This is a genomic window from Streptomyces sp. NPDC041713 (assembly GCF_055591085.1).
In genome coordinates this window covers 1-23984 of the sequence record NZ_JBVIZY010000009.1, presented here as the reverse complement: position 1 = coordinate 23984, position 23984 = coordinate 1, and the positions used below count along the sequence as shown (strand labels likewise).

The following is a 23984-nucleotide window of genomic DNA, read 5'->3' as shown; positions in this document are numbered from 1 at the left end:
GGGTACGACTGTGGGGCGCGGGGCGGGGGCGGATCCGGGGCGCGGGGTGGTGCGGGGCCTCGGTCCTAGGACCAGCGCAGTACCGCGTGCGGGCCAAAACTCGGTGGGTTCTGTCAGTGGCGATCCGTAGGCTCGCTCCTGATGTCGAACTCAGCTGCCACCACCGGGGAACGGTCGACCGTACGGACACTGCTGCGGCTCTGGCCGTACGTCCGGCCGGTCCGAACACGCCTGATCACAGCGGCGGTTGTCGCGATCATCGCCTCCTGCACGGGGCTCGTCTTCCCCCTCGTCCTCAAGTGGATGGTGGACGGTCCGGTGGCGGACCGGGACGCGGGCGGGGTGTGGCTGGGCGCTCTCCTGCTGCTGCTGCTCGGCGCCGCGGAGGCGCTGCTCTTCGGGCTGCGGCGGTGGCTGATCGCCCGGCCCCTCGCGGGCGTCGAGGCCGCGATGCGGGCGGACCTCTACCGCCATCTGCAGCGGCTGCCGGTGGCCTTCCACGACCGGTGGGCGTCGGGACAGTTGCTCTCGCGCGGCACGACGGATCTGATGCTGCTGCGGATGTTCCTCGCCTTCCCGCTGACGTTCCTGCTGGTCAACGGCGCGACCATCCTGGTCGGCGTGGTCATCCTGCTCGGGCAGGACATCACGCTCGGCCTGGTGCTGCTCACCCCCGTGGTGCCGATGGTGATCGCGCTCGCGTACTACGAGGGGCGGTACACCGCGGCGGCGCGGCGCGCGCAGGACCAGGTCGGCGATCTGACGACGGTCGTCGAGGAGAGCGTGCTCGGCGTCCGCATCATCAAGGGCTTCGGCCGCCACCGCAGCCAGGCGCGGGCCTTCCGCGAGCTGTCGCACACGCTGCGCGGCACCGAGCTGGTCAAGGCCCGGATCCTCGCCGCGATCTACGCCGTGATCATGGCGTTGCCGGAGGCGGCGATCGGGGCGGCGCTGGTGCTCGGCACGGTGCGGGTCGCGGACGGCGGCCTCTCCGCGGGCACGCTGGTCGCCTTCCTGTCGACGGCGCTCGCGCTGCGCTGGCCGGTGGAGTCGATCGGCTTCCTCCTCGCGATGAGCCAGGAGTCGGCGACGGCCACGGAACGGTACTTCGAGGTGATGGACGCGGAGCCGGAGGGGGCGGGGGGTGCGGGGGGCGCGGCGCTTCTCGGGGGTGCTTCGTCGGGCGGTGGGGCTGGTGCGGGCGGTGGAGTCGGTAGGGGTGGCTCGGCGGGTACGGGTGACGGGGCCGGTACGGGTGACGGGGCCGGCGCGGACGGTGGGGCTGGCGCGGACGGTGGGGCTGGTGCGGACGGTGGGGCTGGTGCGGGCTCCGGCGCCGGCGGCGAGGCCGTTGCCGGGGGTGGGCTGCGGTTCGACGGTGTGGAGTTCCGGTATCCCGACGCCGACCCGGACGCCCCCGCCGTCCTCTCCCGCATCGACCTGCACGTGCGCCACGGCGAGACCATGGCGCTGGTCGGCGCGACCGGCAGCGGCAAGACGACGCTCACCGCGCTGGTGCCGCGGCTGCACGAGGCGACCGGCGGCCGCATCACGCTCGACGGCGAGGACATCACGGCGATGGACCGCGAACGGCTGCGTTCGCTCGTCGCCGTCGCCTTCGAGGAGCCGACCCTGTTCTCGGCGACGGTCGGCGAGAACGTCCTCATGGGCGCGGACGAGCACGCGGGCGACGCGGAGTTGCGGCGCGCCCTCGACGTGGCGCAGGCCGACTTCGCGTACGCGCTCCCGCAGGGCACCGGCACCCAGGTCGGCGAGCAGGGCCTGAGCCTCTCCGGCGGCCAGCGGCAACGGCTCGCGCTGGCCCGCGCGGTGGTCGGCCGCCCCCGCTTCCTCGTCCTGGACGACCCGCTGTCCGCGCTCGACGTGCACACCGAGGCGCTGGTGGAGGCGGCGCTGCGGCGGGTCCTCGCGGACACGACCGCGCTGGTCGTCGCCCACCGCCCCTCCACGGTGCTGCTCGCCGACCGGGTCGCGCTGCTGTCCGGCGGGCGGGTCGCCGCCGTCGGCACGCATCAGCAACTGCTGCGGGAGAACGCGGAGTACGCGTGGCTGATGTCGGGGGCGGACACCGAAGCGGACGCCTGCGCCGACTCCGACGCGGACTCCCCCTCCCGTACCGACCCCGACTCCCCGACTCGTACGGAAACCGGCTCCCCCTCCCGTACCGGCCCCGACAAGACCACACGTACCGCCGCCACCGGCAGCCCCGCCAGCCCGGACAACCCCGACAGCCCCGACGCCCCAGCCACCCCAGCCGCCCACCGCCCCGCCGAGGAGGCTGCTCGATGACCTCGTCGACATCCGTACAGGAGAAGCCGTTCGACCCGGAGGAACCCGAGCGTTCCGGGCCGCCCTCCGGGCCCGCGCAGGCAGCGGATCAAGCCGTCACGGACCCTGCCCCCGGCGACCCCTTCGACCGGGACGAACTGCCCGCGCCCCCCGGCGCCACCCGCGCCCTCCTCCGCTCGCTGCTCTCGCCGCTGCGCGGCCGCGTCACGCTCGCCGCCGTGCTGCTCCTCCTGCAGCAGGCCGTGGTGCAGGCGGGCCCGCTGCTCGTCGCGTACGCCATCGACCGCGGCGTGCCCGCCGTGCGCGCCGACGACTACGGCCCGCTGATCGCCGTCGGCACCGGCTACCTGTGCTGCGCGGCGGCCTCCGGCGCGCTCCAGTACGGGTTCATCGTCGCCTCCGCGCGCGTCAACCAGGACGTCCTGCTCGACCTGCGCGGCCGCATCTTCCGGCACGCGCAGGCGCTCAGCGTCGACTTCCACGAGCGGTACACCTCCGGGCGGCTCATCTCCCGCTCCACCACGGACGTCGAGTCGCTGCGCGAGCTGCTCAGCGAGGGGCTGCAGGAGCTCGTCACGGTCCTGCTGTCCTTCGTCTACATTTCGGCGATGCTGCTCTGGCTCGACCTGGGTCTCGGCGCGGTGGCGGTGGCCTCCTTCGTGCCGCTCTACCTCCTCGTACGCCTCTACCAGCGGCGCGCGGGAGCGATGTTCCGCAACCGGTCGACCGCCATCGCCGCCGTCATCGTGAAGTTCGCGGAGACGATGAACGGCATCCGGCCGGTCCGGGCGTTCCGCAGGGAGCGGGCGAACGACGCCGAGTTCGGCGCGCTCAACCGGCGGCACGAGCGGACCAACGGAGACGCCATGCTGGAGATGGCCCGCTATGTGGTCGGCTCGCGGCTCGTCGCCAACACCGCCGTCGCCGCGATCGTGCTGTGGGGCGCCCAGCGGGTGGCGGACGGCGGGCTCGCGCTCGGTGTCCTCGCCGCCGCGGTGCTCTACCTGCGGCGTCTGTACGACCCGATCGACCGGCTCGGCATGTTCCTCAACTCCTACCAGTCGGCGGCCGCTTCGCTGGAGAAGATCGCGGGGCTGCTCGCGCAGACGCCGACCGTGCCCGAGCCGCCCGCGTCCCGCGCGCGTCCGCTGCCCGTCCTGGAGTCCGGCCACCCGGGGCGCGAGGTCCGGTTCGACGGGGTGCGGTTCGCGTACCGCACGGGCGGCGAGGTGCTGCCCCGCTTCGACCTGACGCTGCCCGCCGGGCAGACCGTGGCCGTGGTCGGCTCCACCGGCGCCGGCAAGTCCACGCTGGCCAAGCTGCTCGCCCGCTTCTACGACCCGACCGAGGGCCGGGTCCTCCTCGACGGCGTCGACCTGCGCGAGCTCGCGGGCACGGAGCTGCGGCGCGGGGTCGTCATGGTGACCCAGGAGGCGTTCCTGTTCTCCGGGACGGTCGCGGAGAACATCGCGATCGGCCGCCCGGACGCCACCCGTGAGGAGGTCGAGCGCGCGGCCAAGGCCATCGGCGCCCACGACTTCATCGCGTCGCTCCCCGACGGGTACGACACCGACGTACGCAAGCGGGGCGGCCGGATCTCCGCGGGCCAGCGGCAGTTGGTGGCCTTCGCGCGGGCGCTGCTCGCCGATCCGGCGGTACTGATCCTCGACGAGGCGACCAGCTCCCTCGACATCCCGGGCGAGCGGGCGGTGCAGCGCGCGATGCACACGGTGCTGCGCGGCCGGACGGCCGTGGTGATCGCCCACCGTCTCTCCACGGTGGAGATCGCCGACCGCGTCCTCGTCATGGAACACGGCCGCGTCGTGGAGGACGGCGCCCCCGCCGAACTCATCGCGGGCACGGGGGCCTTCGCCGACCTGCACCGGGCGTGGCGGGACAGTGTGGTGGGGTGAGGCGAGACACCTCCGGCCGAGATGTCGCCGTACGCCCGGGGGTCGCCGGATACGGAGGGGCCTGACCAGGGGCCGCTCACCTGGCCGATCTCGACTGCGGTGGTGCCCGGTTGACGGGTGCGTCCGGCACCGTACTCACCACCGCGCCCCCGTCCCGGCGCTCCCGACCGCCACGCAGCGTCAACCTCAACCTCCGCCGGCGGCCGAGTGCGAGTTCGCCACCTGGAACCCCAGTCCCACAAGGAGCGGCAGCGCCACGAGGGCCAGGTGCGTCACGGCGGTCTTCCAGTACCGGAATACGGCGGCGAGACAGAATCCGCCGCCCGCAAGACAGGCCAGGAACCACAGGATGTTCTCGCGTTGGTCCGCCGCCTCCTGTGTGTCCTGTGGGCTCGGCGCCCCGAAGGACAGTCCGGACAGGGAGTAGCCGTAGCCCGCGTAGAGCACGATCAAGATGTCGACGACGGCCACGAACGCGGCCAGCGTCCCGTCGTTTCGGCGTGGGGGGAATGCCATAGCTGTGAGTTTCCTCCGTGTGGAAACCGGGGGGCCCGAGCGAACGTAGATACTCAGGCCCCCCGGCCGGGAATGCGGTCAGCCCTTGCCCTGGAGCGTGTGCTCCAGGGAGTCCGCGTACAGGCGGGCTCCGGCGGGCTTGGGGTGGAAGGACTGCATCGACGGAGCCGGCGCGTCGTTGTCCGCCTGTGACCGGCCCGTCATGACGATGCCGTGGACGGTTTCCGGGTCACCGCAGATGGCCTTTCCTGCGAACTCGTCGCGCGGGTCGGAGAAGGCCGCCCACGATCCGGCGTCGGAGGCGGAGCCCTTCATCTCCTGGGCGAGCGTGTCGGCCACCGTGTTCACGAACTGGCCTTCGGTCTTTTCCATGGCCGAGATGCAAGACCCGTCGTGCTCCAGGAGCCGCGGGTAACCCATGAGGACGACCTTCGCGTTCGGCGCCTCGGAGTGGATCTTGTTGAGTACCTTGACGATCTGTGGTCGCACCGCTTCGTGCAACCACTTCGGTGCCCACTTGTCCAGCCGGTCCGTGCTCCCGGGCCGGGCCTCACCGGTGGCCGGATCGACGTTCCCGATCGTGGCGGCCTGACAGTTCTTCAGGGACGGCACGGGAACGTCGATGCACTTCGTGATGACGTCCGAGAAGCGGGCGTCGTTGCCGCCGATGCTGAGTGTGACCAGGCTGGTGTTCTGATCGAGGTACCCGGTGGCGACCTGTGGCATCTCGCTGGACTGGCCGTCCTTGAGCATGTCGTAGGTGCGTGCTCCGGAGCAGGCCACGAAGTGGTAGTCCATCTGCGGATCGAAGCCGTCGGCCAGTTCGCCGATGGACTGCGAGCCTCCGGGCAGAGACGCCTGCCGGGACCAGGCCAGCTTCGAACGATGACACTTGTCCGTGGTCTTGTCGGTCAGCTTGTTCTTGTAGTCGGTCTCGGAGAAGTAGTTCTTTCCGCCGGGTTCCGTCGCGCCCTCACCCGAGGAGTAGGAGTCGCCCATGGCGACGACCGAGTTCTTCGGCTTGCCCGGCAGCGGCTGGAAGGCGATCGAGCCCCAGGCGATGTCCTCGTCCGCCACCCCGTCCTTGGTGGTGTTGGACAACTCGACCCCCGGCGTCCCCGTGAAGTGGAACGCGCCGAGACTCACCCAGCCCCCGGCACGCTGGAGCACGTGGCGCTTCGGGCTCTTGGAGTCGGAGTTGCGGACGACGTAGGCGGCCTGCCTGGTCTGCGCACCGGTGTCGGGCAGGTGCACGAGCACCCGCGCCCAGGTGAGCTTGTGACCGAGCGTCCACTTGCCGTCGATCGTCATCCGGTTGCCGGGCCCGCCGAGGTGGGCCTCCTCATCGCGGGTGTGGGTGTACCAGAAGTGGCCGCCGTGGCCGCCGCCGATCGAATGCAGATCGGCCTTCGCCTCGTAGTGACCGTCCCCGTCGGGGTGGAAGGTGAACTGGAACTTGCCCTTTGACTTCACCTCGCCGCATGACGACCAGGTCTGCATGCCGTTGGGGACGGACGCGACGACCTCGGCGTTCTTCGGGGCGGCGTCGCACACCGGCTCACCGTATTTCAGCCGGTGGCCGCGTCCGGGCTCGGCGATCAGCGTCTTGTACTTGATGTCCTCGTTCCCGCACGTCTGGGCGCAGTCGGACTTCCACGTCACGTTTTCCTGGTTCCACCAGTACTTCTCGTAACACTTCGCGTCCGGGCAGTCCGGAGGGCTCGACGTGTCACAACCGTTCTTCTTGTTGCAGAAGGCATCCAGCGGCGGGCTGACCCGGGAACGGGCAGCAGTGGAGTTCCACCAGGCAGGACGGAAACCGGCGGACGCGAACCCCGACTCGCCGGGCCAATCCTGACGGCCGTCCGTGCCGTAGGAGAGGCCGGTGTCCATGGACCAGGCGGCCCAGCCGAGCACTTTCTCCTCGTACGGCCAGTTCTGCGGGTTCGCCGCGTCCCGGATGTTGTTCGCATTGAGGCTGACGTCCATGAACGGGTGATCCCAGGCACCCTTCTTGTACATGGGGTTCGCCGGGTTGTTGTACCAGCCGAGCCCCCAGTGCCCGCCGTGCTTCCGGGCCTCCGACGTGGGATTGAAACCGAGGTTGTAGTTCCAGGCCGCGGTGAACCAGTTCTCCACACGGGACGGGTCGTCATTGTTGACCGTGATCGTCTGCCCCTTCGTGTGGACCTCGTTCCACTTGTCGGCCAGGATCTTCATCGAGGCGGCGACGTTGGAGGCGTAATCGATCGCGAGCAGCTTCTGCACCTTGGGATCGGTGCTGCTCGTCTCGCCCTCCTTTTCGTGCCCCGACAGACGCATGCCGTCGGTGACCTGACCGACGCCGTAACCGCAGTCGGACTTCTTCCAGTTGATGCGCCAGTAGCCGAAGAGGGTGTCCTTGGCGTTGTGCCCGTAGTAGCCGTCCACGGCGGCCAGCGGGTTGCCCATCTGCCCGGGGACAGCGCCGTTCTCGGCCTGCCAGAGGTTGGACTCCTGCGCCATGATGCCGAGCAGGACGTTGGCGGGGATGTGCCCGCCGCCGTTCAGCTTCGGCCGCGGGAAGAGGCCCTGCGGGTCGATCGTGCCGAGCCCCGCCGGGCTGCGGTAACCGCCCTGGCGCAGCCACTTGCCGCGCAGCTCGCCGCGTACGGCCATGTCCACGGCCCACTCGACCTGGTTCGGCGTCGGCTGGAGTGCCTGTGCGCTCATGTCGTTGCGGGAGACCGCGCACCAGCGGTCGGTGTCGCGGGGGTCGTGGGAGACGGGCGAGGGGGCGGGCGCGGCCGCGCGGGTCAGTGTGCGCGGCGTGGCGCCGCCGGTCAGGGCTGGGGAGAGGCTGTTGCCCGTGCCCGGCTTCGCTGGGGCGACGCGCTGTGCGAGCTTCCTGCCCGTCGTGGTCGCGGTCGATGTCACCTTGATCGCGGCGTCCTCGGCTGTCCCGGGGGCCTTGCCCGTACGGGACCGCACCCCGGCCTCGGGCTCGTCGGCCCTGTCGAATCCCTTCCCCGCGGCCTTGATACGCGTCAGACCGGCGCGGACGCCGGGGGTGAGGACGGGCTCGACGGCCAGGCGGCCGTGGGAGGAGACGCTGGTGTCGGCTGGCGCGTCGATCTTCGTGATGCCGCTCCCCGCCACCTTGACGTCCTTGGCGTCGCCGGTGAGGAAGGCACGGCCCTGTGCGCCGGGCACCAGATCGAGGTCGCCGAGGCGTCCGGTGGCGACGGTACGCGGCCTGGTGCCGCCTTCGTACACCTTCGCCTGCGCCGTCTTGGTGCCCTTGCGGTCCACGAAGCCGATCCGGCCGCCCGTCAGGGGGCGGATGTCGAAGGGGACGCTGTCGCCCCGGGCGAGGCTGCGCACCTTGCCCTCGTGGCCGACGTGTACGAGGTCGCGACCGAGACCGGCGATGACACCATCCTTGACGGGGGCCGCCGACGACACCTGCCCGCGCAGCTCACCGGTCTTCGCGACCGTCTTCCCGGCGGCGTCCACCGTGATCACCCGCGTCTTCACCTGCGACGCGTCGTTCATGTCGCGGTACTGGGTGAAGGCGGCGGTGTGCGTGGTGGTGTTGCAGGTGGGGTCGAAGTAGGCGAGCGTGGCGGTGAACGGCAGCTTCGTCACCGCGCCCGTACTGGTGTCCACGATCGCCGTGAAGGCACCGCCCTGCATGAGGCCGGGCTTGTTCGTGAAGGCGCGCGGGGCGTATACGGCGGCGACATGGGAGTCGTCCATGACGCACTGGTTGCCGATCCACGAGTCGGCCGGGATCCCCGGCTCGCTGAGGACTGCGGCCGTCTTCCAGTCGTACGCCTTGCTCGAATCGGCGGTGAGGATGCGCAGGCCGTCCGCGTCGGCGGCGGCGGTGACGGCCTGGTCCTGGCTCTTCTTCCAGTCCTTGCCGAGGTTGGCGTCCGGGTTCGTGACGCGGCTGGAGCCGGGCTCTTCGGGGGACTGCTGTGGGGTCTGTGGCCCCTTGGCGGAGTCGGAGGCGGGGAGTTGGGCTTCTACGGCGAGTGCCTGCGACACCATGGGTCCGCTCGCGACCAGCATGGCCGTGGTGACGAGCAGAGGTGTGCGCAGGCGGCTCGACACGCGCTGTCGGCGTATCAAAACGTTCCTTGCGGTGGTGAAGTGGAGCAGGACCCGGTCAGGCTTCCTTCGCCTTGGTGACCGCTTCCCGGGTCACCGCGGCCGCCTTGTCGAAGTCCTTCAAGTGCTTGGCTATCTCGTCCCGCTGGATCTTGGACTCGGCGTCGAACCACGTGCGGGCCACGTCGTAGGTGTCCCGGCAGGCGATGTCGTCCTTGGCCGTCGCGATCTCCTGGTCCGTCACCTTGTCGGGGTCCGTGAAGCGGGGGTCGTCACTGGCGTCGAGCGGCTGCTTGTATCCGGCGTGGCCCTTGTCCTTCATGCAGGACGACCACTTGGCGAAAACATCGACGACCTCGGGTGCCTTCTGGGACTTCAGGAACGACTTGCCGCTGATCTCCTGGACAATGGCCGGCGGCGTCGCGTCGGGGACCTTGCCGTCCACCTTCTCCACACATCCCCGCAGCGTGGCGTCGTCGGCACCGGACTCATCCACCGCCCCGGCTTCCATCGCCTTGTCGTACGCCTCCTGCTCGCCCTCTGCGGGGTGGTAGCCGCGCTCGGCGGACAGCTGGGCGTCGTGGATGCCGTAACGCCAGTCGGTGAGCGTCTTGCCGCCGAGTTCGGGCAGGTCGGGAGCCGGCTCCCAGGCGTCGTAGCCCGCTGCGCTCATGCATTGGTCGAGCAACCGGTCCCGGGACTGGGTCACCACGCGCGCCTGGGTCGCGGTGGGCATGTACGCCTCGGTGGGCAGACGCCACGTCGCCGGGTCGTCCGGGGAGCCGACATAAGCCTGCGCGACCTTGCCCGGAACGGCGGCCTGGTACGTGCCGGAGTCGCCGGCGGTGGTCTCCTCCGTGGCCCCGGAGCAGTAGTAGGCGGTACCCGCACCGGCCGCGAGCACGAGAGCCGTGACCGGAACCGCTGCCTTCGCCGTCAGTCGCATCATCGCCGATCCCTTCTGCCGCCCGGTCACTTGCTGGTCCACTTGAACGAGGCGTTGTTGTTGTACACGTGCCGGAACCGATCGATGTGCTGGTACGGAGCCATCACGTCCTGCGCACCCTTGTAGCCGCTGTTGACGTACACCCGGGCCCAGTACTTGTGGTGCTCGTTCTCGCCCGCCGCGCCGTTGTTCTTGACCTTCAGTCCGGATCCCGGCCAGGGCGCGCTCGCACCGTTCTTGACACAGAAGGTGAGTGCGGAGTGCGCGCCCACCACCCCGTCCGGTGCGTCGTTGAAGTCGTAGATGCTGTAGCCGATATTGCGGTACGAGCCGTTCTGCCCGGAGTTGTACCAAATATGGAACTTGAACTTGGAGACGCCCGGACTCTTGCAGGCCTCCGCGCTGTACAGGTTGTCGGTCTCGCCGGCCGCCGCCGGAGAGGCGGTCAATACGGCCGCCGCAAGCCCGGCCATGGCCACGAGGCCCAGGCGGACTTTACGTGAGCCCATGTCAATGGGCATCGAAATCTCCTTGCCTACCTTGTCCGTTGACACGTCGCGGCGAGTAGCGGGCGAGCCACCACTCAGCTCCCGACGCGAACATGAGAGTTCCCTGAGGAAGGAACCAGGAGAGGACTGTACTTAGCCGTCACACGGCTACTGAACGTAGATTCTCCGTAATATGCGACATAGTTGGATCTTTCGGTGCCGTATTTGATCATGTTGCGCACTGGAAGTGATCAAATCGCAAGCAAACGGGTGTTCACGTCACGCCGCTGCCTGACGTGGCGTCAGGAGAGTGACCCGTTTCCTCGTCTCCGTCCTCAGCGGCGAGCTCCGTTCAGAGATTCTGTCGGACGAGTTCCCACGGGCCCGGCACGAGTTCCGTGCCGCGCGCGCAATGCCGGCGTCACACCGCCGGGGCCCCCGGTGCCCTCCCGTACGGACGTGATCTCGCCAGCGTCGGTGTTCTTCTCCGCGCTGCCGTGCAGCGGAGGTTCGCGGTCGAGCGGGGTTCCGTGATGTCGCGGGCGGCCGTGTCTTCCGGGTGTGTGCGTGTCCGCAGCGGTGCGGTCGGCTCGAGGTCCGTGGGGAAAAGCCTGGTCCAGGGGGCGTCGGCGGTTGTGGTGATCGGTGGGGTGGGGGTACGGCGCGTGCGCCGTGTCGTCCGCACGCCGATTACCGAACCCGCCCCACCGGCCAACGGACTAAATCCGGCCAACTCTTGATGCGCTCCTGACAGACGTACGGCTCTGGTGCCACTCTTCCCCTCGACCGCCGCACGGCTTTCAACAAGGCGACGGTTTCTCTTCACGCAATACCCGTTGTGCACCGCCCAGTTCTGCGTTCCGCCTTGCTCTGCCCGGACGGCGACCCAGCCGTCCGGTAGTTCTGGCCGCGCATCCCCGCGGCCGCGCAGAAGGAGTCCGTGTTGAGAAACACCTCCCACAGACCCACCTCCCACAGCCGTTCGGTCCGCACCCGTGCGACCGCCGTCGGCGCCCTCTCCGCAGTCGCCGCTCTGCTCGCGGTGGCCGTCCAGGCGGGTCCCGCCTCGGCCGACGGACCGAAGGTGGACGCCCCCAAGGCCGCCGCCCAGAAGCTCGGCAAGGTCGACCCCGGCGCGCTGGCCGCCAAGCTCACCCCCGCCCAGCGCGCGGAGCTCCTCCGCGACGCCAACGCCACCAAGGCGGACACCGCCGCGGACCTGGGCCTCGGCGCCAAGGAGAAGCTCGTCGTCCGCGACGTCACCAAGGACCGCGACGGCACCGTCCACACCCGCTACGAGCGCACCTACGACGGCCTGCCCGTCCTCGGCGGCGACCTGGTCGTCGACACCGCGAAGTCGGGGAAGACCGAGGGCGTCACCAAGGCCGCGAAGGCGCAGCTCAAGGGCGTCGACATGAGCGCCGACGTGAAGGCGTCGGCCGCCGAGAAGCAGGCGCTCGGTGCCGCGAAGGCGGCGGGCTCGAAGAAGGCCGACGCGGACCGGGCACCCCGCAAGGTCGTCTGGATGGCCAGTGGCAAGCCGGTCCTCGCGTACGAGACGGTCGTCGGCGGCCTGCAGCACGACGGCACGCCGAACCAGCTGCACGTCATCACGGACGCCGCCACCGGCAAGAAGCTCTTCCAGTGGCAGGGCATCGAGAACGGCACGGGCAACACGCAGTACAGCGGTCAGGTCACCGTGGGCAGCGCCCAGTCGGGGTCGAACTACACCCTCACCGACAACGGGCGCGGCGGCCACAAGACGTACAACCTGAACCACGGCACCTCCGGCACCGGCACCCTCTTCACGGGCCCGGACGACATCTGGGGCAACGGCAACCCCTCGAACGTCGAGACCGCCGGCGCCGACGCCGCCTACGGGGCCCAGCTCACCTGGGACTACTACAAGAACGTGCACGGCCGCTCCGGCATCCGCGGTGACGGCGTCGGCGCGTACTCCCGGGTGCACTACGGCAACAACTACGTCAACGCCTTCTGGGACGACAGCTGCTTCTGCATGACGTACGGCGACGGCTCGGGCAACGCGGCGCCGCTGACGTCCATCGACGTGGCGGCCCACGAGATGACGCACGGCGTGACGTCGGCGACCGGCAACATGACCTACAGCGGTGAGTCCGGCGGCCTGAACGAGGGCACCTCGGACATCTTCGCGGCGGCCGTGGAGTTCAACGCCAACAACCCGCAGGACGTGGGCGACTACCTCGTCGGCGAGAAGATCGACATCAATGGCGACGGCACCCCGCTGCGCTACATGGACAAGCCGAGCAAGGACGGCGCGTCCAAGGACTCGTGGTACTCCGGCATCGGCAACGTCGACGTGCACTACTCGTCGGGTGTCGCCAACCACTTCTACTACCTGCTGAGCGAGGGCAGCGGCGCCAAGGTCATCAACGGCGTCTCCTACAACTCGCCCACCTCGGACGGTCTGCCGGTGACCGGCATCGGCCGGGACAAGGCCTCGCTGATCTGGTTCAAGGCGCTCACCACGAAGTTCACGTCCACGACGAACTACGCGGCCGCGCGCACCGGGACGCTCGCGGCAGCCGGTGAGCTGTACGGCACCACCAGCCCCGAGTACACCGCCGTGGCGAACGCCTGGGCCGGCGTGAACGTCGGCAGCCGTCCCGGCGGCGACCCGGGCGGCGGCACGTCCTTCGAGAACACCACGGACGTCAGCATTCCGGACAACGGCCCCGCGGTCACCTCGACGGTCAACGTCACCGGCCGCACCGGCAACGCGCCGAGCAACCTGAAGGTCGGCGTGGACATCGTGCACACCTGGCGCGGTGACCTGAAGATCGACCTGCTGGCCCCCGACGGGACGGTCTACCCCCTGAAGGGCACCAGCGCCTCGGACTCCGCGGACAACGTGAACACGACCTACACGGTCAACGCCTCGTCCGAGGCTGCCAACGGCGCCTGGAAGCTGCGGGTCCAGGACAAGGCCGCGCAGGACACCGGTTACATCAACAGCTGGAAGGTCACCTTCCCGTAAACCGGCCGGAAGGCGCCGCAAGGTTCCCTTCGCAAACGGCCCGGAGGGGTGCCCCACCCGTGCACAGCGGGCGGGGCACCCCTCCCGCGCACCGCTGAGCACAACGAACGCCGCCGCCCCGGGTTGATCAACTCCCCGGGGCGGCGCGCTCGTTCACGGGCCTTGCTCGTTCACGCCCTGTTCGCATTCCGTATGTTGACCATCGCTCAACGGACGATTTCCGGCCAACATCAGCTCAGGGGCTGACATGTACCTGGCTCGAATGACACTCTTCCCTCGCACCACACATGAACCACACCCGCACCGCATCTTTCATGCCCGGGTAGTTCCCCAACACCACCCGGGCCCCCCACAGAAGGAGCCTGCGTGACCCCCCACATATCCCGTAAGCGTTCGACCCTGGCCATCGCGACCGCGGTCGCGGCCGGAGCGCTGCTCACCGCAGGACTCACCACCGGCGCCTCCGCCCAGCCGGCCGCGCCGTCCGGCGCCCCCGCCGCCCTCTCCACCTCGGCCAAGGCGGGCCTGCTCAAGGACGCGAACGCCGAGAAGGCCGCCACCGCCGAGAAGATCGGCCTGGGCGCCAAGGAGAAGCTCGTCGTCCGCGACGTCGTCAAGGACCGCGACGGCACCGTCCACACCCGCTACGAGCGCACCTACGACGGCCTGCCCGTCCTCGGCGGCGACCTCGTCGTGCACACCGCCAAGAGCGGCAAGGTGAAGGGCGTCACCAAGGCCACCAAGGCCTCCGTGAAGGTCGCGTCCACCGACGCCAAGGTCGCCAAGGGCACCGCGGCCAAGTCCGCCGAGTCCACCGCCGCCAAGGCGAAGACCGCCAAGGCCGACGCGCAGTCGCCGCGCAAGGTGATCTGGGCCGCCACCGGCAAGCCGGTCCTCGCGTACGAGACCGTCGTCACCGGTGTGCAGAAGGACGGCACGCCCAGCAGACTGCACGTCATCACGGACGCCGCGACCGGCAAGAAGCTGTTCCAGCACCAGGCCATCGAGAACGGCACGGGCAACAGCCAGTACAGCGGCAAGGTCGAGATCGGCTCCAAGAAGGGCGGCAGCGGCTTCGAGCTGACCGACGACAGCCGCGGCGGCCACTCCACGTTCAACCTGGAGAACGGCCAGAGCGGCGAGGGCAAGCTCTTCACCGACGACGACGACACGTGGGGCACCGGCAAGCCGGACGACCCGCAGACCGCCGCCGTCGACGCCGCGTACGGCGCCCAGGTCACCTGGGACTACTACAAGAACGTGCACGGCCGCGAGGGCATCAAGGGCGACGGCAAGGGTGCCACCTCACGCGTCCACTACGGCGACAACTACGTCAACGCCTTCTGGGACGACAGCTGCTTCTGCATGACGTACGGCGACGGCGAGGGCAACAAGGCGCCCCTCACCTCGATCGACGTCGCGGCCCACGAGATGTCGCACGGCGTCACCTCGGCCACCGGCAACATGGAGTACTCCGGCGAGTCCGGCGGCCTGAACGAGGCCACCTCGGACATCTTCGGCACCTCCGTCGAGTTCAACGCCAAGAGCCCCGAGGACATCGGCGACTACCTCATCGGCGAAGAGATCGACATCAACGGCGACGGCTCCCCGCTGCGCTACATGGACAAGCCCTCCAAGGACGGCCAGTCCCTGGACAGCTGGAGCGCGGACGCGGGCAACGTCGACGTCCACTACTCCTCGGGCATCGCCAACCACTTCTTCTACCTGCTGTCCGAGGGCAGCGGCGCGAAGGAGATCAACGGCGTCAAGTACGACTCCCCGACCGCCGACGGCTCCAAGGTCGAGGGCATCGGACGCGACAAGGCCGAGAAGATCTGGTTCAAGGCCCTGACGACGTACTTCACATCGACGACCGACTACAAGGCGGCCCGTGAGGGCACGCTGAAGGCGGCGACGGACCTGTACGGGGCGGACTCGGCCGAGGCCAAGGCCGTGGGCGCGGCCTGGACGGGCGTCGCGGTCAAGTAACGACGCGCGCGACCGGCGGCACCCGGGGGTTCCTTCCTCCCCCGGGTGCCGCCTTCGCATTCATCCCGGCTTTTCCGCTCACTCCGCCCTGAGCTCGCGGCTGTTGGCCCGGTTCTTCGCGAGGTTCCGCGTCTTCTTGGTCCGGGCCGACTCGGCGACCACGGCGAGCACCTCGGGTGACATCACGTACTCGGCGAGGTGGCGCTGCATCCAGTCGGTGACCTCGGCGAGCTCGTCCGCGGTCGGCACGTGGCCGTCCTTGACGGTCAGACAGAGGAGCCAGTCGTGGATGCGGCGGCGGACGAACTCGCGGTGCGACTCCCCCTTGAACCGGTCGACCTCCGGCAGCAGTTCGTCTGACCACCGCCGGAACTCGTCGGGCCCGCTCACTTCATGGGCGATGTCGTCCACCAGGGCGACCACCGCCGTCTTGGAGATGAATTCGAGGGGGTCCCGCAGGAGCGTGGCCACGATGGCGCGGTCCCGGTCGCGGCTCCCCGAGGAAGCGATCGCCGAGACCGCGCGGCGGTACGCGGACGCGCGCACGTGCTCGTCCGCGACGGCCTCGTCGAGGTCCACGTCGACGATCCCGGCCTCCGCCAGCAGCTCGGCCAGATCGGATCGCAATGTCATCGCTTCATCCCTTGCAAGGTTTCTTGGCGGTCTCGCGCTGCTCCCGTTCGGCCCGCTCCTCCGCCTGGTTTCGCCGGCCGAGCTTCCTGACGGCCTTCCGGATCTCCGGCTTGTAATGCTCCACCGCCTGCTGCTGCTTGCGCGACAGCTCCGGCTGTCCGTCGATGGGTTTGCCGTTCGGACCGATCCTCACCTCGCGCCCGCCGCCCCCGGTGACGTGCGCGTGCGCCGGCTTGTCGACGTCGTACTCGTGCACCACGATGTGCACGCCGTTCTTGCTGACGTCGAGGAGGGACAGGCCGAGGGGGTCGGCCCACATGAACGGGTTGGGCACGTAACTGTGCGGCGCGAAGCCGCCGTTGAGACCGATCGGGTCCGAGGTGAGGTAGCGGGCGGTCTCCGGGTCGTAGTGCCGGAAGTGGTTGTAGTGCAGCCCCGTCTCGGGGTCGTGGTACTGACCGGGGAAGCGCAGCGGCGTGTAAGCGGTGGCGCTCCGGTTCCAGACCGTGGTGCCCCAGAGGGTGGAACTAGTGCGCCAGGTACCCCGTTCCGCGTCACCCGTCTCCGCCACGTCGGGTCCCGGCCGCCTCCTCGCGCATCTTGCGCGCGTCCTCGGCCATCTTCTTCGCCGCGTCCAGGGCGCTCTTGGCGGAGTCCACATCACCCTGGGCCGACTTCTGCGCCTTCTCCGCGGAATTCGCGTTGCGGGTGGCGGCCTTGACCTTAGGGCGATACGACGATACCCAGCCACCCCGCAAAGCTGAAGTTCGTTCCTCGGTCCGGGCTGGGCCCCCTCACCGCATCAGAACCCCCGCCTCCTCCCCCGTCGCCTCGGAGGGCAGGGCGACCAGGCCCAGCTCCGCGGCCCCGCCGCCCAGCAGCCGGTGGGCCGGCAGAATCCGGACCGTGTAGCCGAACGGCCCCGTACGGTCCAGCGCCAGCGGCCCCTCGTACACCCGCCGGCCCTCCCCGTCGGGCCCGCTGACCGGCTTCAGCGGCACCGGAGAGGCGTCGCCGAGGTGGTCCTCCGGGTCGACGCGGCCCGCGACGACCTGCACCTCCACGTCGTCGGGGGTCAGCTCGCCCAGGTGCACCCGTACCCGCAGGGAGAGCGTCGCGCCCAGTTCGGCCGTCGCGCCGCTCGCCGACGCCTCGACGTGGTCGACGGCGACCCGCGGCCAGGCCGCCCGGACCCGGGCCTTCCAGCCGGCCAGTTCGACGGCGGCCGGGGCGTCCAGGGCGCGCTGCGCCCGCGCCGCGGGAACGTACAGCTTCTCCACGTACTCGCGCACCATGCGCCCCGCGAGCACCTTCGGGCCGAGCCGGGTCAGGGTCCTGCGGACCATCTCGATCCAGCGGTCGGGCAGGCCGCCGGTGCCCTGCTCGTAGAAGCGGGGCGCGATGCGCTGTTCCAGGAGGTCGTAGAGCGCGGCGGCCTCCAGGTCGTCGCGGCGGTCCTCGTCGATGGCGGCGCCGTCCGCCGTCGGGATGGCCCAGCCGAAGTCCGGCTCGAACCATTCGTCCCACCAGCCGTCCAGGACCGACAGGTTGAGGCAGCCGTTCAGGGCGGCCTTCATGCCGCTCGTGCCACACGCCTCCAGGGGCCGGAGCGGATTGTTCAGCCATACGTCGCAGCCCGGGTAGAGCTTCTGCGCCATCGCCATGCCGTAGTCCGGCAGGAACACGATGTGCCGCCGCACCCGCGGGTCGTCGGTGAACCGGACCAGCTCCTGGATGAGCCGCTTGCCGCCGTCGTCCGCCGGGTGCGCCTTGCCCGCGACGACGATCTGCACCGGCCGCTCGGGATGGCGCAGCAGCTCCATCAGCCGGTCCCGGTCGCGCAGCATCAGCGTGAGCCGCTTGTACGAGGGGACGCGGCGGGCGAAGCCGATGGTGAGGACGTCCGGGTCGAGGACGCCGTCGATCCAGCCGAGCTCCGCGGTGGCCGCGCCGCGCTGCCGCCAGGAGTCGTGCAGGCGCCGCCTGACCTCGTGGACCAGCTGCTCGCGCAGGGTGCGGCGCAGCTCCCAGATGTCGGCGTCCCGGATGTCGGCGACCGCGTCCCAGCGGTCGGAGCCGCCGACGGACAGCGCGTCCTCGGTGCGCCGCTCGCCGATCTGGCGGGCGCCGAGCCGGAAGACCTCGGGGGCCACCCAGGTGGGGGCGTGCACGCCGTTGGTGACGGAGTCGATGGGCACCTCGTCGGCGTCGAAGCCGGGCCACAGGCCGGCGAACATCTCCCGGCTGACCGCGCCGTGCAGGGTGCTCACGCCGTTGGCGCGGCTGCCGAGGCGCAGCCCCATCACGGCCATGTTGAAGAGGTTGGGCTCGCCGCCCGGGTAGGTCTCCATGCCGAGCCGCAGGACGTCCGCCGCGTCGATGCGGGGCAGTTCGGCGGCGGGGCCGAAGTGGCGCGCGACCAGTTCGCGGTCGAAGCGGTCGATGCCGGCGGGGACCGGGGTGTGGGTGGTGAAGACGGTTCCGGCGCGCACGGACTCCAGGGCAGCGTCGAACGCGACGTCGTGCAGGGCCAGTTCGTGGATGCGCTCCAGGCCGAGGAAGCCCGCGTGGCCCTCGTTGGTGTGGAAGACCTCGGGGTCCGGGTGGCCGGTCAGCCGGCAGTACGCGCGGACGGCGCGCACGCCGCCGATGCCGAGGAGCATCTCCTGGAGCAGCCGGTGCTCGCTGCCGCCGCCGTAGAGCCGGTCGGTCACGTCGCGCTCGCCGGGGTCGTTCTCCTCCACGTCGGAGTCGAGCAGGAGCAGCGGTACGCGTCCGACCTGCGCCTGCCACACGTGGGCGCGCAGCGAGCGGCCGCTGGGCAGCGCGAGCGCCACGGTCGCGGGTGTCCCGTCGACCTCGCGGAGCAGGTCGAGGGGGAGCTCGTTCGGGTCGAGGACGGGGTAGTGCTCCTGCTGCCAGGCGTCGCGGGAGAGCGACTGGCGGAAGTAGCCGTGCCGGTAGAGCAGCCCGACGCCGATGAGGGGGGCGCCGAGGTCGCTCGCCGCCTTCAGGTGGTCCCCAGCGAGGATGCCGAGGCCGCCGGAGTACTGCGGCAGGGCGGCGGTGATGCCGAACTCGGGCGAGAAGTAGGCGACGGCCCGCGGCAGGCCGCCGTCGCCCCGGGCCTGCTCCTGGTCCCGGGCCTGCTCCTGGTACCAGCGGTCCCCGGTGACGTACTCGCGCAGGTCGTCGGCGGCCTCGCCGAGCCGCCGCAGGAACTCGGTGTCCCCGGCGAGCTCGGCGAGCCGCGCGGCCGGCACCCCGCCGAGCAGGCGCACGGGGTCGCAGCCGGACGCCTCCCACAGCCGTGGGTCGACGGCGCGGAAGAGGTCACGGGTGCGCGGGTGCCAGGACCAGCGCAGGTTGCGGGCCAGCTCGGCCAGCGGGGCGAGGGGCTCGGGCAGGACGGGTCGTACGGTGAATCGACGGATTGCCTTCACGATCTCCACCTTCGTACGGCGTGTACGTGCGCGTGAGCGTGGTGTGCGTGCGCGTGAGCGTGTCGACGGCTCGCAGTGCCGACGGCTCGCATCGACGGTAGCCGTGGGGCGCCCTCCGTCACCACGGCGCACGGGGAGCACATCAGTCGGAGAGGTCCGCCCGCAGCTCCCGCAGCGGGTCGTCGGCCACCTGGGGTTCGGCGTCCCAGATCCGGACGGCGCGCCGCTCCGGCGTGTAGCGGGGCCAGTCCTCGCCGGGGTCGAGGTCGCGTACGAAGGCCGTGTACGCCCCGTGCATCGCGTCGGCGAGCGCCTGCGGCGGTGCGTGGCCGGCGGCGGCGGTGACGCCGTCGGCGTCGAGCAGGTCGAAGGCGAACGGCAGATCGAGGCAGTGGAAGGCGAGGCCCTCGACGGCGCCGGGCACCGGTGAGGGCCAGTGGAACTCGTACAGCCAAACGGGGCAATCGCGGGCGGCGAGCGCCTCGGCGAGCGCGAGGTTCGGGCGGCGGAAGACGCGGTCGGTCAGCTCGGGGCCGCCGGCCGCGTGGAACTCGTGCCGGGTGAAGCCGAGGAGCAGCGGTACGTCGGCCGCGGTCCCGCCCTCGGTGAGATCGGTGCGCTCGGTGGGATCGGTGAGCTCGGTGAGGGCCGGGCGCGGGAGCAGGTCGCCGTCGGCGAAGGGGGCCAGGAGCAGGCCCGGCAGGTCGGCGCGGTCGGGTCCCGGTGCGGTGACCGCGTCCTGGAGGGCGAGCAGCTCCTGGTCCGACCGGTCGCGCAGGGCGGCCGCGGTGGCGGGCACACCGGTGCGGCGGGTGAAGAGGTCGGCCACGGCGTGCCCGGCCCACCGGTCCTGCGGTTGCATCATCGCGCCGGACAGCGCGAGCGCGCCGCGGAACAGGCCGCGGGCGGCGGGCACGGCGAGCAGCGTCTGGACGGCGCCGCCGCCCGCCGACTGCCCGGCGACGGTCACCTTGGCGGGGTCGCCGCCGAAGGCCGCGATGTTGTCCCGCACCCATTCCAGGCCGGCGATCCAGTCGCGCACCCCCCGGTTGTCGGGGGCGTCGTCCAGGTGCAGGAACCCCTCGATGCCGAGCCGGTAGCCGATCGAGACGAGGACGACCCCGTCGCGGCAGAAGGCGGCCCCGTCGTACCAGGGGCTGGCCGCGGACCCGGCGACGTATCCGCCGCCGTGGATCCAGACGAGCACGGGGAGCGCGGCGGAGGCGTCCGCGGCGGGGGTGAAGACGTTGAGGTTGAGGGTGCCGTCACCGGGTATCGAGGGCTCCGGGATGCCGGGTTCCTCGACGAAGCCGCGGCGCTGGGCGGTCGGGCCGTACGCGGTGGCGTCCAGCGGCTCGACCCAGGGCGTGGGCGGCCGCGGCTCCGCGAAACGGAGGGCGCCGACGGGCGGGGCGGCGTACGGGATGCCGAGGAAACGCGTCCCGTAGGGCTGGTGCTCCCCGCGCACGGGCCCATGGGTGGTGGCGACGACGGCGGCCGGGTGCGGACGGTGTGTCATGGGATCACCCGACACCACATTCGGTTCCGTCCGCAACAAGGGATCACCGGAAGAGCGCCGCACCGGCAGAGCGCCGGAACTCCCTTACGGCAGAGCCCTGTTCGCCGGATCACACCCCGGCACGACGCCCCGGCTCATCGGCCCCGCCCTGTTCCGCACGCCACCGCGATCGCGGTGGGGTCTTTTTCACGCCCCGGTGACCCGGGACTTCCGGCCAGTCTTTTCGCGTACCGAACGCCGTCCCGCGGCCGGGGTGAGACTTCTTCCGGGCTTCCTGCGGGCTCCTTCCGGGCTCCTTCCGGGCTTCTTCCGGCGCCCATTCACCCCCCTTTCACCCCCGAGGCATATGCGGACAGGTCAACACGGCTTGCGGCATATGCGAATTGGGCCGGTCGCGCCATTCGGGGCGGGGCCGGTCTTGCATGGGTCCTTACGCACTAGTAGTTAACAAAGCGCCGGATTGCGCACCCGAAGGGAGTGGGAAGGCTCCTGCGGTACACCCGTCGGCGTACCGGCCGGCACGCACCGCGGAACCCCTCCCCACCCACGTATCCGTGCACGCGGACAGGAGCGGTCAGACATGCCTCTTGGCTCAACCCCGCCAGGCTCACCCGCACAGCCCACCATCCCCGTCCTGGATGTCGGCCCGGTCGTCCACGGCGGACGAAAACCGGCGAAGGCGGTGCCGGGAGAGACCTTTCAGGTCACCGCCACCGTCTTCCGCGAGGGGCACGAGGCGGTCGCCGCCAACGTCGTGCTGCGCGACCCCGAGGGCAGGCCGGGTCCCTGGACCCCGATGCGGGAGCTCGCGCCCGGCACCGACCGGTGGGGCGCCGACGTCACGCCGGACGCCGAGGGCCGCTGGACGTACGCCGTGGAGGCCTGGGGCGATCCGCTCACCACCTGGCGCCACCACGCGCGGATCAAGATACCCGCGGGCCTCGACACCGACCTGGTCCTGGAGGAGGGCGCCCGTCTGCACGAACGCGCCGCCGCGGGCGTCCCCCCTACCGAACGGGCCGTGGTCGTCGGCGCCGCCCGCGCCCTGCGCGACACCGACCGCTCCCCCGCGGCCCGGCTCGCCGCCGCCCTCACCCCCGAGGTGGAGGCGGTCCTCGACCGGCACCCGCTGCGCGAACTGGTCACGTCCAGCGAGGAGTTGCCGCTGATCGTGGAGCGGCACAGGGCGCTGTACGGGGCGTGGTACGAGTTCTTCCCGCGCTCCGAGGGCGCCGTCGTGCGGCCCGGCGCCCCACCCGTCTCCGGCACCTTCCGCACCGCCGCCGCCCGGCTGCCCGCCATCGCCGGCATGGGCTTCGACGTCGTCTATCTCCCGCCGATCCACCCCATCGGCACCACCTTCCGCAAGGGCCCCGACAACTCCCTGTCCGTCGGGCGGCACGACGTGGGGGTGCCGTGGGCGATCGGTTCGCCCGAGGGCGGTCACGACGCGGTCCACCCCGATCTGGGGACGCTGGAGGACTTCGACGCGTTCGTGCGCGAGGCCGGGCGGCTCGGTCTCGAAGTGGCCCTGGACTTCGCGCTGCAGTGCTCGCCGGACCACCCCTGGGTGGAGAAGCACCCCGAGTGGTTCCGGCGCCGCGCGGACGGCTCCATCGCGTACGCGGAGAATCCGCCGAAGAAGTACCAGGACATCTACCCGATCGCCTTCGACCAGGACATGCCGGGGCTCGTCGCGGAGACCGTGCGGCTGCTGCGCTTCTGGATGGGCCACGGCGTACGGATCTTCCGCGTCGACAACCCGCACACCAAGCCGGTGGTCTTCTGGGAGCAGGTCCTCGCCGACATCAACGCCACCGACCCCGACGTCGTCTTCCTCGCCGAGGCGTTCACCCGCCCCGCGATGATGCGCACCCTCGCCGCCGTCGGCTTCCAGCAGTCGTACACGTACTTCACCTGGCGCAACAGCAAGAAAGAACTCACCGACTACCTCACCGAGTTGTCGCGCGAGACCGCCCACGTGCTGCGCCCCAACTTCTTCGTGAACACCCCCGACATCCTGCACGCCTACCTCCAGGAAGGCGGCCGGCCCGCCTTCGAGGTGCGCGCCGTGCTCGCCGCCACGCTCTCGCCCGCCTGGGGCGTCTACAGCGGATACGAGCTGTGCGAGAACGCCCCCGCGCGGCCCGGGAGCGAGGAGTACCTGCACTCCGAGAAGTACGAACTGCGCCCGCGCGACTGGGAGTCCGCCGCCCGGACCGGCACCACCATCGCCCCGCTCCTCACCGCGCTCAACGCGATACGGCGCGCCAACCCCGCCCTGCAACAACTGCGCGACCTGCACTTCCACCAGGCCGACAACGACGCGGTGATCGCCTACTCCAAGTCGGCGGCCACGGCGGAGGGTTCGAACACGGTTCTGGTGGTCGCCAACCTCGACCCGCACCACACCCAGGAGGCAACGGTCTCGTTGAACATGCCACAACTCGGCCTCGACTGGGACGAGTCCGTGCCGGTGCGCGACGAGCTCACCGGCGACACCTACCACTGGGGCAGGACCAACTACGTGCGCCTCGAACCGGGCCAGGCCCCCGCGCACGTCTTCCGAGTCCTGCGAGCGTCCTCACCGTCGATCGGAGGGTCACCCACACCATGATCTTCAACGAGCCCGTCCAGGACACCTTCGAGGACACGCCCACCAAGGACCGCGACCCCGACTGGTTCAAGCGTGCCGTCTTCTACGAGGTGCTTGTCCGTTCCTTCCAGGACAGCAACGGTGACGGCATCGGCGACCTGAAGGGCATCACCGCCAAGCTGGACTATCTGCAGTGGCTGGGGGTGGACTGCCTGTGGCTGCCCCCGTTCTTCAAGTCACCCCTGCGTGACGGCGGTTACGACGTCTCCGACTACACCGCCGTGCTGCCCGAGTTCGGGGATCTGGCCGACTTCGTGGAGTTCGTCGACTCCGCCCACCAGCGCGGCATGCGCGTCATCATCGACTTCGTCATGAACCACACCAGCGACCAGCACCCGTGGTTCCAGGCCTCGCGCACCGACCCGACCGGCCCCTACGGGGACTACTACGTGTGGGCGGACGACGACAAGGCCTACCAGGACGCGCGCATCATCTTCGTCGACACCGAAGCCTCCAACTG

The 23984-nt window shown here is 70.5% G+C and carries 13 protein-coding genes and 1 pseudogene; 6 read left to right on the top strand and 8 right to left on the bottom strand.

Annotated elements, in window-relative coordinates:
* The first annotated feature begins 141 nt into the window (after positions 1-141).
* Together ACZ6CV_RS25605 and ACZ6CV_RS25600 are read left to right on the top strand one after the other, a co-directional pair.
* Positions 142-2310, top strand: a complete 2169-nt coding sequence (locus ACZ6CV_RS25605; RefSeq protein ID WP_469253048.1) for an ABC transporter ATP-binding protein — start codon at positions 142-144, stop codon at positions 2308-2310.
* Complete coding sequence (locus tag ACZ6CV_RS25600; RefSeq protein ID WP_469253047.1) at positions 2307-4223, top strand: ABC transporter ATP-binding protein; 1917 nt, start codon at positions 2307-2309, stop codon at positions 4221-4223. Before ACZ6CV_RS25605 ends, ACZ6CV_RS25600 begins: the two co-directional genes overlap by 4 nt.
* A gap of 186 nt (positions 4224-4409) precedes the next feature.
* On the opposite strand, the gene ACZ6CV_RS25595 is transcribed toward ACZ6CV_RS25600, so the two are convergent.
* The 4 genes from ACZ6CV_RS25595 to ACZ6CV_RS25580 all read right to left on the bottom strand — a co-directional run bounded on the left by ACZ6CV_RS25595 (position 4410) and on the right by ACZ6CV_RS25580 (position 10301).
* Positions 4410-4739 (bottom strand): hypothetical protein, encoded by a 330-nt coding sequence (locus ACZ6CV_RS25595; protein ID WP_469253046.1) that lies wholly within the window; start codon positions 4737-4739, stop codon positions 4410-4412.
* Positions 4740-4817: 78 nt separating this feature from the next.
* On the bottom strand, positions 4818-8837 hold the full coding sequence (locus tag ACZ6CV_RS25590) for an SGNH/GDSL hydrolase family protein (RefSeq protein WP_469253045.1): 4020 nt from the start codon (positions 8835-8837) through the stop codon (positions 4818-4820).
* Positions 8838-8892: 55 nt separating this feature from the next.
* Positions 8893-9783 carry a hypothetical protein gene (locus ACZ6CV_RS25585; protein WP_469253044.1) on the bottom strand — a complete coding sequence of 297 codons (891 nt, stop codon included), beginning with the start codon at positions 9781-9783 and terminating at the stop codon, positions 8893-8895.
* A gap of 23 nt (positions 9784-9806) precedes the next feature.
* Complete coding sequence (locus ACZ6CV_RS25580; RefSeq protein ID WP_469253043.1) at positions 9807-10301, bottom strand: hypothetical protein; 495 nt, start codon at positions 10299-10301, stop codon at positions 9807-9809.
* A gap of 910 nt (positions 10302-11211) precedes the next feature.
* Between ACZ6CV_RS25580 and ACZ6CV_RS25575 the strand changes: the two genes are divergently transcribed.
* Together ACZ6CV_RS25575 and ACZ6CV_RS25570 are read left to right on the top strand one after the other, a co-directional pair.
* A complete protein-coding gene (locus ACZ6CV_RS25575; protein WP_469253042.1) occupies positions 11212-13284 on the top strand; it encodes a M4 family metallopeptidase in 2073 nt (690 codons plus the stop codon).
* 366 nt (positions 13285-13650) lie between these two features.
* A complete protein-coding gene (locus ACZ6CV_RS25570) occupies positions 13651-15273 on the top strand; it encodes a M4 family metallopeptidase (protein ID WP_469253041.1) in 1623 nt (540 codons plus the stop codon).
* Positions 15274-15351: 78 nt separating this feature from the next.
* On the opposite strand, the gene ACZ6CV_RS25565 is transcribed toward ACZ6CV_RS25570, so the two are convergent.
* The 4 genes and pseudogenes from ACZ6CV_RS25565 to ACZ6CV_RS25550 all read right to left on the bottom strand — a co-directional run bounded on the left by ACZ6CV_RS25565 (position 15352) and on the right by ACZ6CV_RS25550 (position 20868).
* Positions 15352-15906, bottom strand: a complete 555-nt coding sequence (locus ACZ6CV_RS25565; RefSeq protein ID WP_469253040.1) for a hypothetical protein — start codon at positions 15904-15906, stop codon at positions 15352-15354.
* A 277-nt stretch (positions 15907-16183) separates the two neighbouring features.
* Positions 16184-16489 (bottom strand): annotated as a pseudogene (locus ACZ6CV_RS25560) (RHS repeat-associated core domain-containing protein); the annotation flags it as partial.
* 211 nt (positions 16490-16700) lie between these two features.
* Entirely contained in the window at positions 16701-19349 is a 2649-nt protein-coding gene (glgP, locus tag ACZ6CV_RS25555) for an alpha-glucan family phosphorylase (protein WP_469253039.1), read from the bottom strand.
* A 142-nt stretch (positions 19350-19491) separates the two neighbouring features.
* Positions 19492-20868 carry a carboxylesterase/lipase family protein gene (locus tag ACZ6CV_RS25550; RefSeq protein WP_469253038.1) on the bottom strand — a complete coding sequence of 459 codons (1377 nt, stop codon included), beginning with the start codon at positions 20866-20868 and terminating at the stop codon, positions 19492-19494.
* Between the two features lie 580 nt (positions 20869-21448).
* On the opposite strand from ACZ6CV_RS25550, the gene ACZ6CV_RS25545 reads away from it, so the two are divergent.
* Together ACZ6CV_RS25545 and ACZ6CV_RS25540 are read left to right on the top strand one after the other, a co-directional pair.
* Positions 21449-23485: an alpha-1,4-glucan--maltose-1-phosphate maltosyltransferase gene (locus ACZ6CV_RS25545; RefSeq protein WP_469253037.1), complete on the top strand. Its 2037-nt coding sequence runs from the start codon at positions 21449-21451 to the stop codon at positions 23483-23485.
* Positions 23482-23984: alpha-amylase family glycosyl hydrolase (locus tag ACZ6CV_RS25540; protein WP_469253036.1), on the top strand; the 503-nt coding region annotated here is incomplete at its 3' end. The genes ACZ6CV_RS25545 and ACZ6CV_RS25540, both read left to right, overlap by 4 nt.

What these genes read in the sequence shown, in the direction of transcription:
- ACZ6CV_RS25600 (WP_469253047.1), top strand. Translation starts at nt 2,307, where the DNA reads ATGACCTCGTCGACATCCGTACAGGAGAAGCCGTTCGACCCGGAGGAA.
- ACZ6CV_RS25545 (WP_469253037.1), top strand. Translation starts at nt 21,449, where the DNA reads ATGCCTCTTGGCTCAACCCCGCCAGGCTCACCCGCACAGCCCACCATC.
- ACZ6CV_RS25550 (WP_469253038.1), bottom strand. Translation starts at nt 20,868, where the DNA reads ATGACACACCGTCCGCACCCGGCCGCCGTCGTCGCCACCACCCATGGG.
- ACZ6CV_RS25580 (WP_469253043.1), bottom strand. Translation starts at nt 10,301, where the DNA reads ATGCCCATTGACATGGGCTCACGTAAAGTCCGCCTGGGCCTCGTGGCC.
- ACZ6CV_RS25565 (WP_469253040.1), bottom strand. Translation starts at nt 15,906, where the DNA reads ATGACATTGCGATCCGATCTGGCCGAGCTGCTGGCGGAGGCCGGGATC.
- ACZ6CV_RS25605 (WP_469253048.1), top strand. Translation starts at nt 142, where the DNA reads ATGTCGAACTCAGCTGCCACCACCGGGGAACGGTCGACCGTACGGACA.
- ACZ6CV_RS25595 (WP_469253046.1), bottom strand. Translation starts at nt 4,739, where the DNA reads ATGGCATTCCCCCCACGCCGAAACGACGGGACGCTGGCCGCGTTCGTG.
- ACZ6CV_RS25585 (WP_469253044.1), bottom strand. Translation starts at nt 9,783, where the DNA reads ATGATGCGACTGACGGCGAAGGCAGCGGTTCCGGTCACGGCTCTCGTG.